Annotated in this window: 14 protein-coding genes and 1 pseudogene; 6 read left to right on the top strand and 9 right to left on the bottom strand. The window is 70.7% G+C overall.

Annotated elements, in window-relative coordinates; all coding sequences use genetic code 11:
- Positions 1-218: 218 nt before the first annotated feature.
- The 6 genes and pseudogenes from DMB66_RS44950 to DMB66_RS65395 form a co-directional block, all read right to left on the bottom strand.
- Positions 219-752 (bottom strand): annotated as a pseudogene (locus DMB66_RS44950) (NifU family protein); the annotation flags it as partial.
- A gap of 6 nt (positions 753-758) precedes the next feature.
- Positions 759-2705: a ferrous iron transporter B gene (locus DMB66_RS44945; RefSeq protein ID WP_125810237.1), complete on the bottom strand. Its 1947-nt coding sequence runs from the start codon at positions 2703-2705 to the stop codon at positions 759-761.
- The gene (locus DMB66_RS44940) at positions 2702-2971 is read right to left on the bottom strand and encodes a FeoA family protein (protein WP_125810236.1); all 270 of its coding nucleotides are present in this window, start codon (positions 2969-2971) and stop codon (positions 2702-2704) included. The genes DMB66_RS44945 and DMB66_RS44940 overlap by 4 nt, the downstream gene beginning before the upstream one ends.
- A 39-nt stretch (positions 2972-3010) precedes the next feature.
- Entirely contained in the window at positions 3011-3505 is a 495-nt protein-coding gene (locus DMB66_RS44935) for a Crp/Fnr family transcriptional regulator (protein WP_125810235.1), read from the bottom strand.
- Positions 3506-3562: 57 nt separating this feature from the next.
- Complete coding sequence (locus DMB66_RS44930; RefSeq protein ID WP_125810234.1) at positions 3563-4255, bottom strand: CBS domain-containing protein; 693 nt, start codon at positions 4253-4255, stop codon at positions 3563-3565.
- A gap of 57 nt (positions 4256-4312) precedes the next feature.
- The gene (locus DMB66_RS65395) at positions 4313-4444 is read right to left on the bottom strand and encodes a hypothetical protein (RefSeq protein ID WP_255441328.1); all 132 of its coding nucleotides are present in this window, start codon (positions 4442-4444) and stop codon (positions 4313-4315) included.
- 226 nt (positions 4445-4670) lie between these two features.
- Here DMB66_RS65395 and DMB66_RS44925 point away from each other — a divergent pair, with 226 nt between their 5' ends.
- Together DMB66_RS44925 and DMB66_RS44920 are read left to right on the top strand one after the other, a co-directional pair.
- Entirely contained in the window at positions 4671-5564 is an 894-nt protein-coding gene (locus DMB66_RS44925; protein WP_125810233.1) for a class I fructose-bisphosphate aldolase, read from the top strand.
- 10 nt (positions 5565-5574) lie between these two features.
- A complete protein-coding gene (locus DMB66_RS44920; RefSeq protein WP_125810232.1) occupies positions 5575-6090 on the top strand; it encodes a flavodoxin family protein in 516 nt (171 codons plus the stop codon).
- 14 nt (positions 6091-6104) lie between these two features.
- Here DMB66_RS44920 and DMB66_RS44915 read toward each other — a convergent pair whose 3' ends face one another.
- From DMB66_RS44915 to DMB66_RS63080, 3 genes are all read right to left on the bottom strand, one after another.
- Positions 6105-7751 carry a SulP family inorganic anion transporter gene (locus DMB66_RS44915; protein ID WP_199752991.1) on the bottom strand — a complete coding sequence of 549 codons (1647 nt, stop codon included), beginning with the start codon at positions 7749-7751 and terminating at the stop codon, positions 6105-6107.
- Positions 7752-7974: 223 nt separating this feature from the next.
- On the bottom strand, positions 7975-8856 hold the full coding sequence (locus tag DMB66_RS44910; protein WP_125810230.1) for a universal stress protein: 882 nt from the start codon (positions 8854-8856) through the stop codon (positions 7975-7977).
- 176 nt (positions 8857-9032) lie between these two features.
- Positions 9033-10208, bottom strand: a complete 1176-nt coding sequence (locus tag DMB66_RS63080) for a Gmad2 immunoglobulin-like domain-containing protein (RefSeq protein WP_199752990.1) — start codon at positions 10206-10208, stop codon at positions 9033-9035.
- A gap of 401 nt (positions 10209-10609) precedes the next feature.
- Between DMB66_RS63080 and DMB66_RS44900 the strand changes: the two genes are divergently transcribed.
- From DMB66_RS44900 to DMB66_RS44885, 4 genes are read left to right on the top strand one after another with little or no spacing between them, the layout of a single operon-like run.
- Positions 10610-11782 carry a 4Fe-4S dicluster domain-containing protein gene (locus tag DMB66_RS44900; RefSeq protein ID WP_125810229.1) on the top strand — a complete coding sequence of 391 codons (1173 nt, stop codon included), beginning with the start codon at positions 10610-10612 and terminating at the stop codon, positions 11780-11782.
- A complete protein-coding gene (locus DMB66_RS44895) occupies positions 11779-12258 on the top strand; it encodes a cyclic nucleotide-binding domain-containing protein (protein ID WP_233625293.1) in 480 nt (159 codons plus the stop codon). Before DMB66_RS44900 ends, DMB66_RS44895 begins: the two co-directional genes overlap by 4 nt.
- Positions 12255-13112 carry an FAD/NAD(P)-binding protein gene (locus tag DMB66_RS44890; RefSeq protein WP_125810228.1) on the top strand — a complete coding sequence of 286 codons (858 nt, stop codon included), beginning with the start codon at positions 12255-12257 and terminating at the stop codon, positions 13110-13112. The genes DMB66_RS44895 and DMB66_RS44890 overlap by 4 nt, the downstream gene beginning before the upstream one ends.
- Positions 13112-13924, top strand: a complete 813-nt coding sequence (locus DMB66_RS44885) for an oxidoreductase (protein WP_125810227.1) — start codon at positions 13112-13114, stop codon at positions 13922-13924. Before DMB66_RS44890 ends, DMB66_RS44885 begins: the two co-directional genes overlap by 1 nt.
- Positions 13925-13931 lie beyond the last annotated feature (7 nt).

The raw sequence follows: 13931 nt of genomic DNA, 5'->3' as shown, positions 1-13931 counted from the left end.
ACTGGTGACACGAGGCCACTCCTTCGGCGATGACCAGCGACGGCGCTACCGTCGGCGCCGCGGATGCGGCCCACCCAGCCTCGTTGAGCGGAGATCCGTGGTCAGGGGCAGTGGGTCCCGAGATCGACAGGACCAAGGTCCCGAATGCGGCAGGGGACGCGCGTGACGGTCCGCCGGCTGATGACCCCCTGAGCGGCATGCCTCGTGGCGGAACGTGGACGGGCTGAGGTGTCGACCACAGCCCGCAGAGTGGGGCACTGCTGCCGCAGCTGGCGTTCCAGGCGCTGGTGCAGGGTGAGGCGGGCGGCGGGGCAGCCATGGCAGGCGCCGTGGAGGCGGACGCTCACGACACCGTCGTGCACACCGACCAGTTCGATGCTGCCGCCATGAGAACGGGCGAACTGCCCGGCCGTTCCGTCGAGAAGTTGCAGCACCATGGCGTGCAGCGAGGCGTCGCCGGCCCGATCGTCGATGCCGGTGGCCACGCTCCAGCCGGCCGGTTCGGCGAGGGCCGCGTGTAGTGCGACCCGGACTCGTGGGCCGGCAGCGGCCCAGTCCCGGCCGGGACCGAGGCTGGTGACCACGCCGGCCTGCTCCACTACGATCTCGGCGAGGGTGCCGTCGGCCAGCAGCGCCGCCAGCGACGGGGGTGCGCAGCGGACCGGTCCGACGACGCTCAGCAGGCCGGCCGGGACGATCCAGCGCAGCCGGTTCGGGTCGCCCGGGTATCTCTGGGGGTGGATGGGAACCATGGCGCGCTACCCGGTTACCAGGCCGGTCACGGTCCTGGCGAGATAGGCCATCAGCCACGCCGTCACGGTGAGGTAGGCGAACGCGATCGCCGGCCATCGCCAGGTGCCTGTTTCCCGCCGGATGACGCCGACGGTGGCCATGCATTGCAGGGCGTAGGCGAAGTAGACCAGCAGCGCGGCGACCGTGGGCGGAGTGAACACCCGCTGTCCGGCACGCGGGCCGTCGGGATAGGTCATGGTCCGTAGCGCCGCGGCCGGGTCCTCCGGATCCTCAGCGGCGGCGACCTGGCCGAGGGTGGCGACGAATGTCTCCCGCGCCGATTGGGCCGACAACACCCCGACGTTGATGCGCCAGTCGAAGCCGAGCGGATCGAAGACCGGGGACACCAGCCGGCCGAGGCCGGCCGCGTAGCTGTGATCGACGGTATAGGCCGACACCGCGGCTGGGTCCCCGGTGTCGACGCCGGCCCCGCCCAGCTGTGCGGCGGTGTGCAGCGGCAGGTTCAGCAACAGCCACAACACGATTGTGGTCGCCACGATGATCGTGGAGCATTTACGCAGAAACGACGAGGAGGCACTCCACACCGCGATCAGGACCGACCGCGGCGACGGCAGCCGGTACGGCGGCATCTCCAGGTAGAACGGCATCAGCGCGCCGCGACGGTCGCCGAGTTTCTTGAACACCCAGGCGGCCAGCATCGCCGAGACCGCGCCCAGCAGGTACAAGCCGAACATGACCAGACCCTGGGCACCGAACGGGCCGATCCGGGCCGACCGGTCGACCAGCAGGCCGATCAGCAGGACGTAGACCGGTAACCGCGCGGAGCAGGTGATCAACGGCGCGGCCATCATCGTCGCGATGCGGTCCCTGGCCGACGGCAGGGTCCGGGTGGCCATGATGCCCGGGACCGCGCAGGCGAACGAGGACAGCAGCGCGACGAAGGCACGGCCCTCCAGTCCGGCGCGGGCCATCACCCGGTCCATCAGGAACGCCGCGCGGGACATGTAGCCGACGCCTTCGAGCAGGGCGACCAGCAGGAACAGCAGCATGATCTGGGGGACGAAGACAAGGACGCCGCCCACCCCACCGATCAGCGCGTCGCCGAGCAGGGATCCCAGCCACCGGTTGTCGACGTGCTCGGCCACCAGGGCCGCCAACTGCCCGAAGCCTGCCTCCACCGCGTCCTGCAGGGGAGCCGCCAGGGTGAACAGCGTCTGGAAGAACAGCACCATCACCGCGAAGAACACCACCGTGCCCCACAGCGGGTGCAGCAGCACGGCATCAACACGCCGGGTGACCCGATGACGCTCAGCAGCCCGGTAGCCGGCGAACGCCAGGACCGACTCCACCCACGCGTCGCGCTCCACGGCGTCGACCGGCGGCGCCAGCACCGGCACCGGCCACGCCTGCCAGTCCGCCAACGCCTCGCGCAGTTCGGTGACCCCGTACCCGCGATGACCGACCACCGGCAGGATCGGCACTCCCAACGCCTGACCGAGGGCATCGACGTCCAGGGCGCCCTGGCGGCGGGCCAGTTCGTCGGTGAAGGTGACGACCACGCAGGCCGGCAGCCCACGACCCAGAACCTGCGCGACGAAACCCAGCGACCGGCGCAGCGTCGTGGCGTCGACCACCACCAGCAGCGCGTCGGGGCGGTCCACCCCGTCGAGACGGCCGTCGAGGACGTCGACCAGGATCTGCTCGTCCGGGCTGACCGGCTCCAGGCCGTAGGTGCCGGGCAGATCCTCGATGGCATACCGGTCCGGGCCCACCCGGCAGGTGCCCATGAACCGCGACACCGTCACCCCGGGATAATTGCCGGTCTTGCCCCGCAATCCCGTCAGCGCGTTGAAGATGCTGGTCTTACCCGCGTTCGGGGCACCGACCAGAGCGATGCGCGGCACCCCCGCGGCGACGACTCCCCCATCACCGTCATGGCAGGGGATGCTCATCGATCCACCTCGACCACGTGGACACACGCCGCCTGTTCCCGGCGCAGACACAGCTCGTAGTCCTTCACCCGGTAGATCACCGGGTCTCGCAGCGGTGCCCGGCGCAACACCTCCACCACCGCGCCGGGGGTGAACCCCAGGTCCGCCAACCGGGTCGCCGTGGCAGGTGTCGGCGCCGTGACGCACGCGACCGTCGCCCGAGCGCCGGGTGCCAACGCGGCCAGCGACTGGCTCTCGCCAGCGCCAGGTCCATCCGATCCAGACACCGTCCGGTCCTCCTCCTGCCGTATCTCACCGGCACAACCTCAGTCGGGATTGGACGCACCCGCCGGGTGCTCCGGGTACGCGTACAGCTCGACCAGCCGGTGTCGCGCTGCCTGCAGCCGACCGCCCATGACGGCAAGGAAACGCGCGGTGAGTTCACGCCCGAAGCCGGGGTCCTCGCTGATCAACAGGCGCACCCGGGCGGCATCGAACTCGACCGCGTGACAGTCCTCCGCGACAACCCCGCCAAGGGTCCACCGATACTCCGGCAGCAGCCAGGACCAACCGACCACGCTGCCGGCACCGACGCGCTCGATGACGACGTCACCGCGGCCCGGCACGTGGAAGTCGAGAGCGACGACGCCGGAGCGCAACAGCCAGAAACGGTCGGCCGCAGCATCCTGCCGGAACAGCCGGTAGCCCGGGTACCGCAGCACCGGGCGGCCGTGGGCCGCCAAGCGCCGCAGCCAGCCGACCGGGAGATCGCCGAGGAAGGGATGCAGGACGAGCTGATCGAAGACGGACAGGGGTGCCATGACGTCCCTCCTGACAAGAGCCGCGACGGAGGCGGGTAAGGCGGCGCTCCGGCCGGCTCAGCCGAAGCTGAAGGGCGTGCCGATCCGTGAACCGCTGATCACGTTGTCGTCGATGTCGAAGGTGAGCCCGTCCGCGACCGCGACGACACCGGGAACCTGCCGGGTCAGGCTCGCGACCAGGTCGGCGGTGGACCGGAACTGCACCCGGCCGGCCAGGGTGACGACACCGTCGACGCATTCGACCTGGACGGGACCGCCGTTGATCGCGATGACGTGGTGCAGGGCATCGTCCACGACATCACGGCGGATCTCGCCGTCCGTACGACAGTGCAGCTTGAGCAGGTCGCTGCGGGTGACGATGCCGACCAGCTGCCCGGAGGAGTCCACGACCGGGAGCCGCTTGACATGCTCACGGTGCATCCTGCGGGCCGCGGCGGCCAGCGACAGCGACGGCTCGGCGGTCACGACGGGCGAGGTCATCACGTCGGCGGCGGTGCGGCCGCCTGCCTTCGCGCGGTCGCCGCGCCGGCGCCAGGCATCGAAGATGCGGGGAGCCGCCCCACCGGCCTCGACCTTGTGCAGGAGATCTGCCTCCGACACCAGGCCCGCCGGTCTGCCGGACCGGTCGACGACCGGGACTGCGCTGACCCGGCGGTCGATCAACAGATCAACGATGTCACGGTACGGGGTGTCCTCCGTCACCGATACGACGTCCTTCGTCATGACGTCGTCCACACGCCACAGCTTCATGGCCGGGTCTCCTCCGCTCCTGTCCATGGCCGCCGTCAGCGGCGTCCCAGATGTGGGTCATCTCTTGCGCTGGCGGGCTGCCGGATTCGGCCCAGGTGGCCAGACCCGGTCGATCAGATCCTCGAGCACGGGTCCGGCGACGACCAGCAACGCCAGCACGAAGAGGATCACGACAATGAGCCATGACATGACGGCGCCTCCCAAGCTTTCGGCCTGTCCTGATCGTTGCCCGGTCGGCCGCCCACCGGCAGAGTCAGTGGCACTGCCCACGCGGGACTTTCGACCCGCGGCGCGAACGACCACCGCACCGAGCCTCCGGCCGCGCGGGCCGGTCATCCCGCCGGGTCAGGTCGTCAGCCCCTGTACCCGGTGCGTAGCGACGACGAAGGTGGACGGTGAAGAGAAAGGAACCGCCATGACAGCACGGCTGAGGCTCTCGCAATGCGGGCTCAGCGCGGGCAAGAAGGCCCGCTTGCACCGCATCCTCTACCAGCACGGGCTGGGCAACGGCACCGCACTGTTCCTGCCCTACGACCAAGGCCTCGAGCACGGACCCCGGGACTTCTTCGCCGACCCGATCGCCGCCGACCCGAAGTACATCGTCAGGCTGGCCCTCGAGGGCGGCTTCAACGGCATCGCGATCCAGATCGGGCTCGCGGAGAAGTTCTACTGGGACTATGCCGGCGAGGTCCCGCTCATCCTCAAGCTGAACGGCAAGACCGACATCCCCGCCGACACCCGCGCGCTGTCGCCGCTGCACGCCTCCGTGGAGGACGCCGTACGGCTCGGCGCCGACGCGGTCGGCTACACGCTGTACGTCGGCTCACCGGCCCAGGACGCCGACTTCGCCCAGTACCGCGTGGTGCGCCAGGATGCGCAGCGACTCGGGATGCCGCTGATCGTGTGGGCGTACCCGCGCGGTGAGGCCATCGAGCACAAAGGCGGCAAGGACTCGTTCTACGCCGTGCACTACGCTGCCCGCACGGCCAGCGAGCTCGGCGCCGACGTCGTCAAAGTGAACTTCCCGCACCCGGAGAAGCACACCGACGTGCCCGCACCGTACGAGGCGGACTACAGCAGCCAGCAAGCCATCGACGCCGTCGTCCGCGCCGCGAACCGCACCCTGGTGCTCGTCTCCGGCGGCTCCCGCGCCGGCGACGACGTGATGATCGAGAAAGCACAGGAATCCATGTCCGCCGGCGCCACCGGCCTCATCTTCGGCCGCAACGTGTGGCAACGCGACCACGACGAATCCCTACGCTTCGTCGACCGGCTCCGGGAGATCCTCGCCAAGTACCCAACACCATGAAGGGAGCGTCATGAAGGCGCTGGTGATCTACGAGTCCATGTACGGCAACTCCGAGACGATCGCCCGCGCGATTGCGGAAGGACTGCGGGAGAAGTTCGACGTCACCGTCGCGGACGTCGGCACCATGCCGCGCGCGTTCGACATGGACCTGCTCGTCGTCGGCGGTCCGACGCACGCGTTCGGGATGAGCCGGCCTTCGACCCGCGAGCAGGCGGCTCAGCAGGGCACGGTGCGGCCACAGGCCATCGACGTTGGCGTTCGTGAGTATCTCGACTGCTCACCGACGCTGGCGGGATTGGCTGCGGCGGCGTTCGATACCAAGGTCGACAAGCCGTTCCTGCCGGGTTCGGCCGCGCACCGGGTGCAACGACAGCTGCGGCGGCTCGGCTGCCGCGTCGTGCTGCCCGCACAGAGCTTCCTGGTCAGCGGATCTGCCGGGCCACTCAAGGCACACGAGGAGGAGCGCGCCCGGAAATGGGGGACAGCACTCGCGGCGGCCGCCACAGCTGCCAAACACCCGGTCTGAAGGTCCTTGCGGCGTCACGGCCGGTCGGTGCGGAGCCAGTCCCGGTACGCAGCGACGGCGGTAGGCAGGGTGGGGAAGATACGATCCGGCCCGACGGCGGCGGTCAGCCCGTAGGCGGTCAGCGCGGTGAGCAGGTCCTGTTTCACCCGCGCGAGGGCGAACACGATGCCGCGGTCGGCCAGTTCGGCCCGCAGGTCCTCCACCGCTCCCAGGCCGGTGCTGTCGACCTCGACATTGGCCTCGACGTTGAGCACGAACCAGACGACCGGTGCACCCTGATCGTCGATCGCGGCGAGGGCACGACGGCGGAAGTCCTCGGCGTTGGCGAAGAACAGCGGCGAGTCATAGCGGTAGACGAGCAACCCCGGCTCAGTGCTCGCAGACGGATAGTCATCGACGTCGTGCATGCCGGCCAGGCCGGGGACGAAGCCCTGCACGGCGTCGTGGGGCCGAGCGACACGGTGCAGCAATTCGGCGACGGACAGGCCGACGGCTAGCAGCACACCGTAGAGGATGTCGAAGACCAGCACGCCGGCCAACGCGGTCAGGGCGAGCAGCAACTCGCTGCGGCGGAACGCGGCCAGCCGGCGAAATCCGGCCACATCGATCAGGCGGGTGGCGGCGTACACGACCAGCGCGCCGAGGGCCACGGTCGGGAATCGGGCCAGCAACGGCCCGGCGAAGATCAGGACTGCCGCTACACAGGCCAGGGCAACCAGGGAATACACCTGGGTGCGGCCACCCGCGGCCAGCCCCAGCGCCGTGCGGCTGCCGCTGCTGCTGATCGGGAAACCCCGGAGCACGCCGGCACCGAGGTTCGCCGCGCCCAGCGCCAGCAGCTCCTGATTCGCGTCGATGGGGCCGCCGTCGCGGTCGGCGAATGCCCGGGCGGTCAGCACCATGTCGGTGTACCCGACGACCAGCAGCCCGATCGCCGGCAACAGCAGCTGCCGGAGATCTCCGAAGCCGGGCAGCGCCAAGGTGGGCAGACCACGGGGAACGGCGCCGACGACGTCGATGCCGTGCTCTTGCAGATCGAAGACCACCACCGCGGCGGTGGCCAGCAGCACCGCCAGCAATGGTGTCGGGACACGAGGGAAGCGCCACTGCCCGAGAAAGAGCAGAGCCAGGATCACGGCGGCGAACAATGCGGTTCCCAGGTGTGTCTGGGGCAGGTGATCGACGAACGAGACCAGCTCGGCCGGGATGCTCCCGCCGGTGACCGGTACCCCGGTGAGCTTGCCGGCCTGCCCGACGATCATCGTCACGGCCACTCCGGCCAGGTATCCGACCAGGATCGGCTTGGAGAGCAGGTCGGCCACGAACCCGAGCCGCACGGCGAACGCCACCAGGCACAGCAGTCCCACCAGCACGGCGAGCGCACCGGCCAGTGCGGCGTACCGCGCCGGATCGCCGGCGGCCAGCGGCGCCACCGCCGCCGCTGTCATCAAGGCTGTGGTCGACTCCGGGCCCACCGACAGGTGCCGTGACGAGCCGAGCAGCACGTACAGCGCCAGCGGTGCCAGCATGGCCCACAGACCGGTCACCGGCGGCAGTCCGGCGAGATCGGCGTAGGCCATCACCTGAGGTACGAGGTAGGCGGCCACGGTGAGCCCGGCGAGGACGTCGCCCCGGAACCATGACCGTTGGTATCCGCGCAACGGCGCGAGTCCAGGCAACAGCCGTGCCGGCAACCGTGGCGAGCCCATGTCCGATCTTCGCATCTTTGCCGACGGCGCGTCCGGGAACGTCAGGCCGGCGGGGGACAGAGGGGATGCCGCTCCCCCGGGACGCGCGCCACTTGCAGAATCAGCAGCACCAAGCGCAGCCCGACGAGCGCCCACACCAGCACGACGAGAACGGTCATAACCGCCTCCCGGATCTTCAGTGCGCGGGTGGGCGCGCCCGGACCACCGCCGTGGGGCACGCGGCATGGAAGATGAGGTGCTGGCTGACCGAGCCGAGCACGAGCCCGACAAGACCGCCGTGGCCGCGATCACCGACGACAACCAGCTGCGCGGTGTGTGACCACTCACTGAGCAACGGCCCCGCGCCGCCACGCAGGACCTGGCGCCGGATCGGGACATCGGGATACCGGTCGCCGGCACCGGCCAGCGCCTCCGCCAGCACGCGCCGCTCCTGCGCGTCACCGGACAAGAACTCGTGCTTCGCCGCCAGGTTCCGGTCCAGCTCCGTCCAGTCACTTCCGATCCACGCGTGCAGGGCCACCAGCGCGACACCGCGCAGCGACGCCTCCTCCATCGCGAAGTCGATAGCCCGCATGGACTCCGCGGACCCGTCGACACCCACGACCACCGGGCCGGTGGAACGCGGTTCACCGCGCACGACGAGCACCGGGCAGACCGCCTGTGAGCCCAGCTCGGTCGCCACGGAGCCGAAGAGCAAGCCGCTCATCCCCCGTTCGCCCACCACCAACAGGTCGGCGCGCCGGCTCTCGTCCCTCAGGACGGTCGCCGGCCGACCGCTCACCAACGCCGTGCTCACGGCGACCTCGGGTGCCACCTTGCCGGCGAACCCAGCGGCCTCGGTCAGATAGCCACCGGCCTGCTCGCGGAGCGCTTCCGGCGAGGTCTCGGTGACACCGGGCGGCAGCGGCACGGGCAGTTTCGGCCAGACCAGCACGTGGACGATCCGCAGCGGGCGACGTCGGCGCGCCGCCTCGGCGGCAGCCACCTCGACCGCGACCATGCTGCGCGGTGACCCGTCCACGCCGACGACCACAGCGGCACCGGCGACACTCGTCATGACGTCACCCCCAAGCTCCCCGCCCGCCCGGATCGACGAGCGTCACGCAAAGCATCCGCCGCCCACACGCCTGCCGGCAGGGCCGATGGTCCCGCATCCGCCGGCCGGGTCGTCGGACCGCCGGGTCGGGTTTGGTGCCGTAGCCGGGCGGCCAGTGGGCTGCCAGCCGAGGATCGCTAGCCGGGCAGGTCGGTGAAGGCCACCCGGACAGCCGTCACCTTGGTGACCGCGCCGTCGTACGCGGACAGCTCCGAGGCGAGCACCCAGCCGATGTCGGTGCTCGGCACGGCGAAGGTGATCTCCCCGGTGAAGGGCCGCAGCACGTCGCCACCCCCGGTCACGTGACCCGACCCGAGCTGGCGCACCACGCCGTTCTTGACTTGCACCACACGAACGTTCACAGTGCCCTCGAAGGCCAGCGCCCGTCCGGTGATCGTCAACGGCGACGTGACGACCGCCAGGTCGCCGGGAGTGATCGCAGCGGCCGGTCGGTCGACGCGGATGGTGTCGGTGTTGACACCGAGCACGCTGAACGACGTCGTGGACTTGCCCAGGACCACCCGGCTGAGCGGGCCTCGCGCGTCCTTGTTCGCACCGACCCGGGTACGGAAGTCGACCGTGGCGATGAAGTCGCTGCGCCATCGCGATCCGGCGAGGGCGAGGTTTCGCATGCCGGCTACGTCGGCCAGGAAGGCACGGGCGACCCGCTGTGCCTCGGCGAGGGTGGGAGCGGTGCCGTCCGGCGGCGACAGCTGAAGCCACTCGTAGAACGCCGGGACGTCGCCGTTCAGCGAATAGACCGTGCGACGGACGGTGCTGAACTGCTTGAACGTGGCGTCGCGCTCGGCGAGGAACGCCGCCGTGCCCGCGCTGGATCCGGCGCTCGGGATGAGCGGCCGGAGGTCGCGGAAGTCGGCGTATCCGACCGATTCCGCGATCCGGACGCTGCGCAACGCTCCGGCGGTCGCCGAGGTGAAGACCGACCAGTAGCCCGCGTCGCGCTCGGACCGGGTGGGCCCGGCCAGCAGCTGGGTCAGCGCGGCCGTGGCCACCTTCGGGCTGCGTGGCACTCTGCGCTGCACCGCCACGACCTTGGTCGGGTCGTCACGCTGGCCGCGGTGAAAGTAGACCTTGACCGTCATGGTGGCCGGCACGGTGCTCGACGTCCTGTCGGGTGACGCACTCGGTGACGTGGTCGCAGGCACGCTCGCCGGCGCGCCCCCGGGCGGCTGTGCCGTGCCTTCGCCAGCGTCGCGGCGGAGCACCAGCCAGCTGCTGACCAGTACCAGCCCGACAGCGAGGAACACGCCGACCGCCGCTACCAACCACTGGTGTCTTGTCGGGAGTCTCATGGTCGCCTCCTACGATCTCGGAGAGGCGGAGACCGAGCAGGGAGTCGCCGCGGGACGCGGCGTGCCGAATCGGCATGTCGGTTCGGCGCCACTCCTACAGTTCGAGGCTATGGCCGACGGCGTACCGGGGACAGGGCTTGACGGCCCGACCCGACGGGCCGATGGTCGCCGCCGCTGCCCCTGTCTGAGCAACGGTCCCTTGGGGACTTTCGCCCCTGGCGACCGCGGGAAGCTCGTCGGATCGGTGGGCGATCCCGCCGATCACGCCGGCGGGTACCGGTCTCGGCGGTGACCGGCCTCTGTCCGGTTCTGGGACCTTCGCCTCTGGTCACGATCTTCTGCGGCCTTTACGTTCGGGTGTGGACGGCTGCCGGCTCACCGACGAGTCCGAGGGAGGCGCGATGACGCCGCAGACCCGCGAGGAGGTTCCGCCGCCTGCGACGATCGAGGCGGCGGCACTGCACCGACTGTTCGATGCGCTGCACGCCCGGGGCTACACCATCGTGGGCCCCACCGCCCGCGACGGCGCCATCGTGGTCGCCGAGCTCGATACCGCGGACGAGTTGTCGTACGGGATCGGCGTCGACACCGAGGCCGGCCGGTATCGGCTGCGGGACCGGGACGATCGTGCCGCGTTCGGCCACTCGGCCGGACCCCAGTCGTGGAAAAGCGTGCTGCATCCGGCCCGCGCCCCGCTCTGGTCGGCGGACCGCTCCCCCGACGGCACGGTGGTCGTGCGGGAGCCCGCGGAGGAGCAGCATCGGTACGCCCTGCTCGGTGTCCGTCCCTGCGACCTCGCCGCGATCGCCGTCCTGGACCGGGTCCTGATCGGCGGCCGGCACCCCGATCCGGTCTATGCGGGCCGGCGGGACGGCAATCTGATCATCGCCGTGGAGTGCACCGAACCCGGGGCGACGTGTTTCTGCACCTCGATGGGGACGGGCCCGCACGCCGATTCCGGCTTCGACCTGGCGATGACCGAACTGCTGGACGACGAAGGCCACCGCTTCCTCGTCCGAGCGGGCACCGCGGCCGGAGCGGAGGTGCTCGCCGAGCTTCCCCGGCGGCCGGCCGACGAGGCGACTCTGACCCTGGCGACCAGCGCGGTCGCGGACGCGGCGACCCGGATGGGCCGGTCGATGCCCACCCGTGGCCTGCCCGATCTGCTCACCGACAGCCGGGAGTCACCGCATTGGGACGACGTCGCCTCCCGATGTCTGACCTGCGGCAACTGCACCATGGTCTGCCCGACCTGTTTCTGCACCACCACCGAGGACGTCACCGATCTCACCGGCGACCATGCCGAGCGGTGGCGCCGCTGGGATTCCTGTTTCGACCTGGACTTCTCCTATCTGCACGGTGGCAGCGTGCGCAGCAGCGGCCAGGCCCGGTACCGCCAGTGGATCACTCACAAGCTCGGCACCTGGCACGACCAGTTCGGCTCGTCCGGATGCGTCGGATGCGGCCGGTGCATCGCGTGGTGCCCTACCGGCATCGACATCACCCAGGAGGTGGCCGCGCTGTCGCTGTTGCGCCTGGCCGCCGAATCCGAGGGCGGGAAGGACGATCGATGACCGACGACATGTTCTCCCGGGTTGAGGGCCTGGCCTTCTTCGCCGGGCTGACTCGTGAGCAACTCCGGGCGCTGGCCGGGGCCGCCCGGCCGGTCTCGTACGCGACCGGCGCACGCATCTTCGCCGAGGGCGACACCGCGGATCGCTTCTGGCTCCTCGAGCACGGCACCGTGGCGCTGGATCTGCGGGTGCCGGGTCGCGGCACTCAGATCATCGAGACGCTGGCGGGCGGGGCCGTGCTGGGCTGGTCCTGGCTACATCCGCCGTATCACTGGCAATTCGGTGCCGTCGCCCGCGAACCAGTGGAGGCCGTGGCGTTCGACGCCGGGTCCGTCCGCGAACGCTGCGACGCGGATCCGGTCTTCGGGTACGCGATGCTGCGCCTGTTCACCCCGGTCATCACCGCACGCCTGCACGCCACCCGGCTGCGCCTACTGGACCTGTACGCCACGGCGGCGCAGGCCGGACAGCCGTGAGCACCTCGACGGCTCCGTCCGCGGTCAGCGCGGCCGTGCCGCAGCCCTATCGGGTGGTGTCCCGGCGTGCGGACACCGCCGACACCGTCACGCTGGAGCTGGCGCACGACGCGGGACCGCTGCCGGCCTTCGCCCCCGGCCAGTTCGCGATGCTGACCGCGTACGGGATCGGCGAAGTGCCCATCTCGCTCAGCGGCCTGCCGGACCCGGCTGACAACCGGGCCCGGCACCTGATCCACACGGTACGGGCGGTCGGGGCGGTGAGCCGGGCACTGCACGACACAGCCGTCGGCGCGGTGATCGGCGTTCGCGGGCCTTTCGGCACGTCCTGGGATGTCGGCTCGGCCGAGGGGCAGGACGTGGTGGTCGTCGCCGGGGGCATCGGGCTGGCCCCGCTGCGCCCGGTGCTGCACGCCGTGCTGGCCGAGCGGTCCCGGTACGGCAACGTGGTGCTCTTGATCGGGGCGCGGACCCCGGCGGATCTGTTGTATCCCGATGAGCTGCTGCGCTGGGGTGCCGCCGGAGTGCAGGTCGGCATCACTGTGGACCGGCCCGCCGACGGCTGGGCCGGACACGTGGGCGTGGTGCCGGCGCTGATCCCGGCCGCCCGCTTCGACCCGGCCCGCAGCGTGGCATTCGTCTGCGGTCCCGAGGTGATGATGCGCTTCACCGCCCAGGCGCTCCGTGATCGAGGTCTGTCCGCTTCGCGGTTGCGGATCTCGCTGGAGCGGACCATGCGCTGCGGGGCGGGTTGGTGCGGGCACTGCCAGCTCGGTCCGCTGTTGCTGTGCCGTGACGGTCCGGTCGTCGACTATGCCCTGGCGGAGCCGCTGATGAAGGTACGGGAGCTGTGATGACACCGACCCTCGCCGTGTGGAAGTTCGCCTCCTGCGACGGCTGCCAGCTCAGCCTGCTCGACTGCGAGGACGAACTGCTCGCCGTGGCGGACCGGGTGCGGATCGCCCATTTCCTGGAGGCGACCCGGCGGGTGGAGCCCGGCCCGTACGACATCTCGCTGGTGGAAGGCTCGATCACCACGGCGGAGGACGCCGAACGCATCCAGCGGGTCCGCGAGATGTCCCGCACGCTGGTCACCATCGGCGCCTGTGCCACCGCGGGCGGCGTGCAGGCGCTGCGCAACTTCGCCGACGTCGACGAGTTCCGGTCCGTGGTCTACGCCCGCCCGGAGTACGTCTCGGCGCTGGCCACCTCCACCCCGATCGCCGCCCACGTCAAGGTCGACTACGAGCTGCACGGCTGCCCGATCGACCGCCGCCAGCTGCTCGAGGTGATCACCGCGCTGCTGATCGGACGCCGCCCGAACATCCCGGCGCACAGCGTCTGCTTCGAGTGCAAGCAGCGCGGCAGCGTCTGCGTGGTGGTCGCCCACGGAACACCGTGCCTGGGGCCGGTCACGCATGCCGGTTGTGGGGCGATCTGCCCGGCCTACCAGCGTGGCTGCTACGGCTGCTTCGGTCCGATGGAGACACCCAACGCCGCCGCGCAGGCCGGCCTGCTGCGGGCCACCGGCATGTCGGCGGCTGACGTGCAGCGGGCGTACCGGACCTTCAACGCGGCGGCGCCCGTGTTCATCGAGCTGTCCAAGGTCACCGTCGGACCGCCGCCGGGGAGCGGGCCACGCGACGCCGGATCCGAGGAGACATGACACACCG

Source organism: Actinoplanes sp. ATCC 53533 (assembly GCF_003947245.1).
The sequence above is the reverse complement of the archived record's forward strand: the minus strand, read 5'-3'. Positions and strand labels throughout refer to the sequence as shown.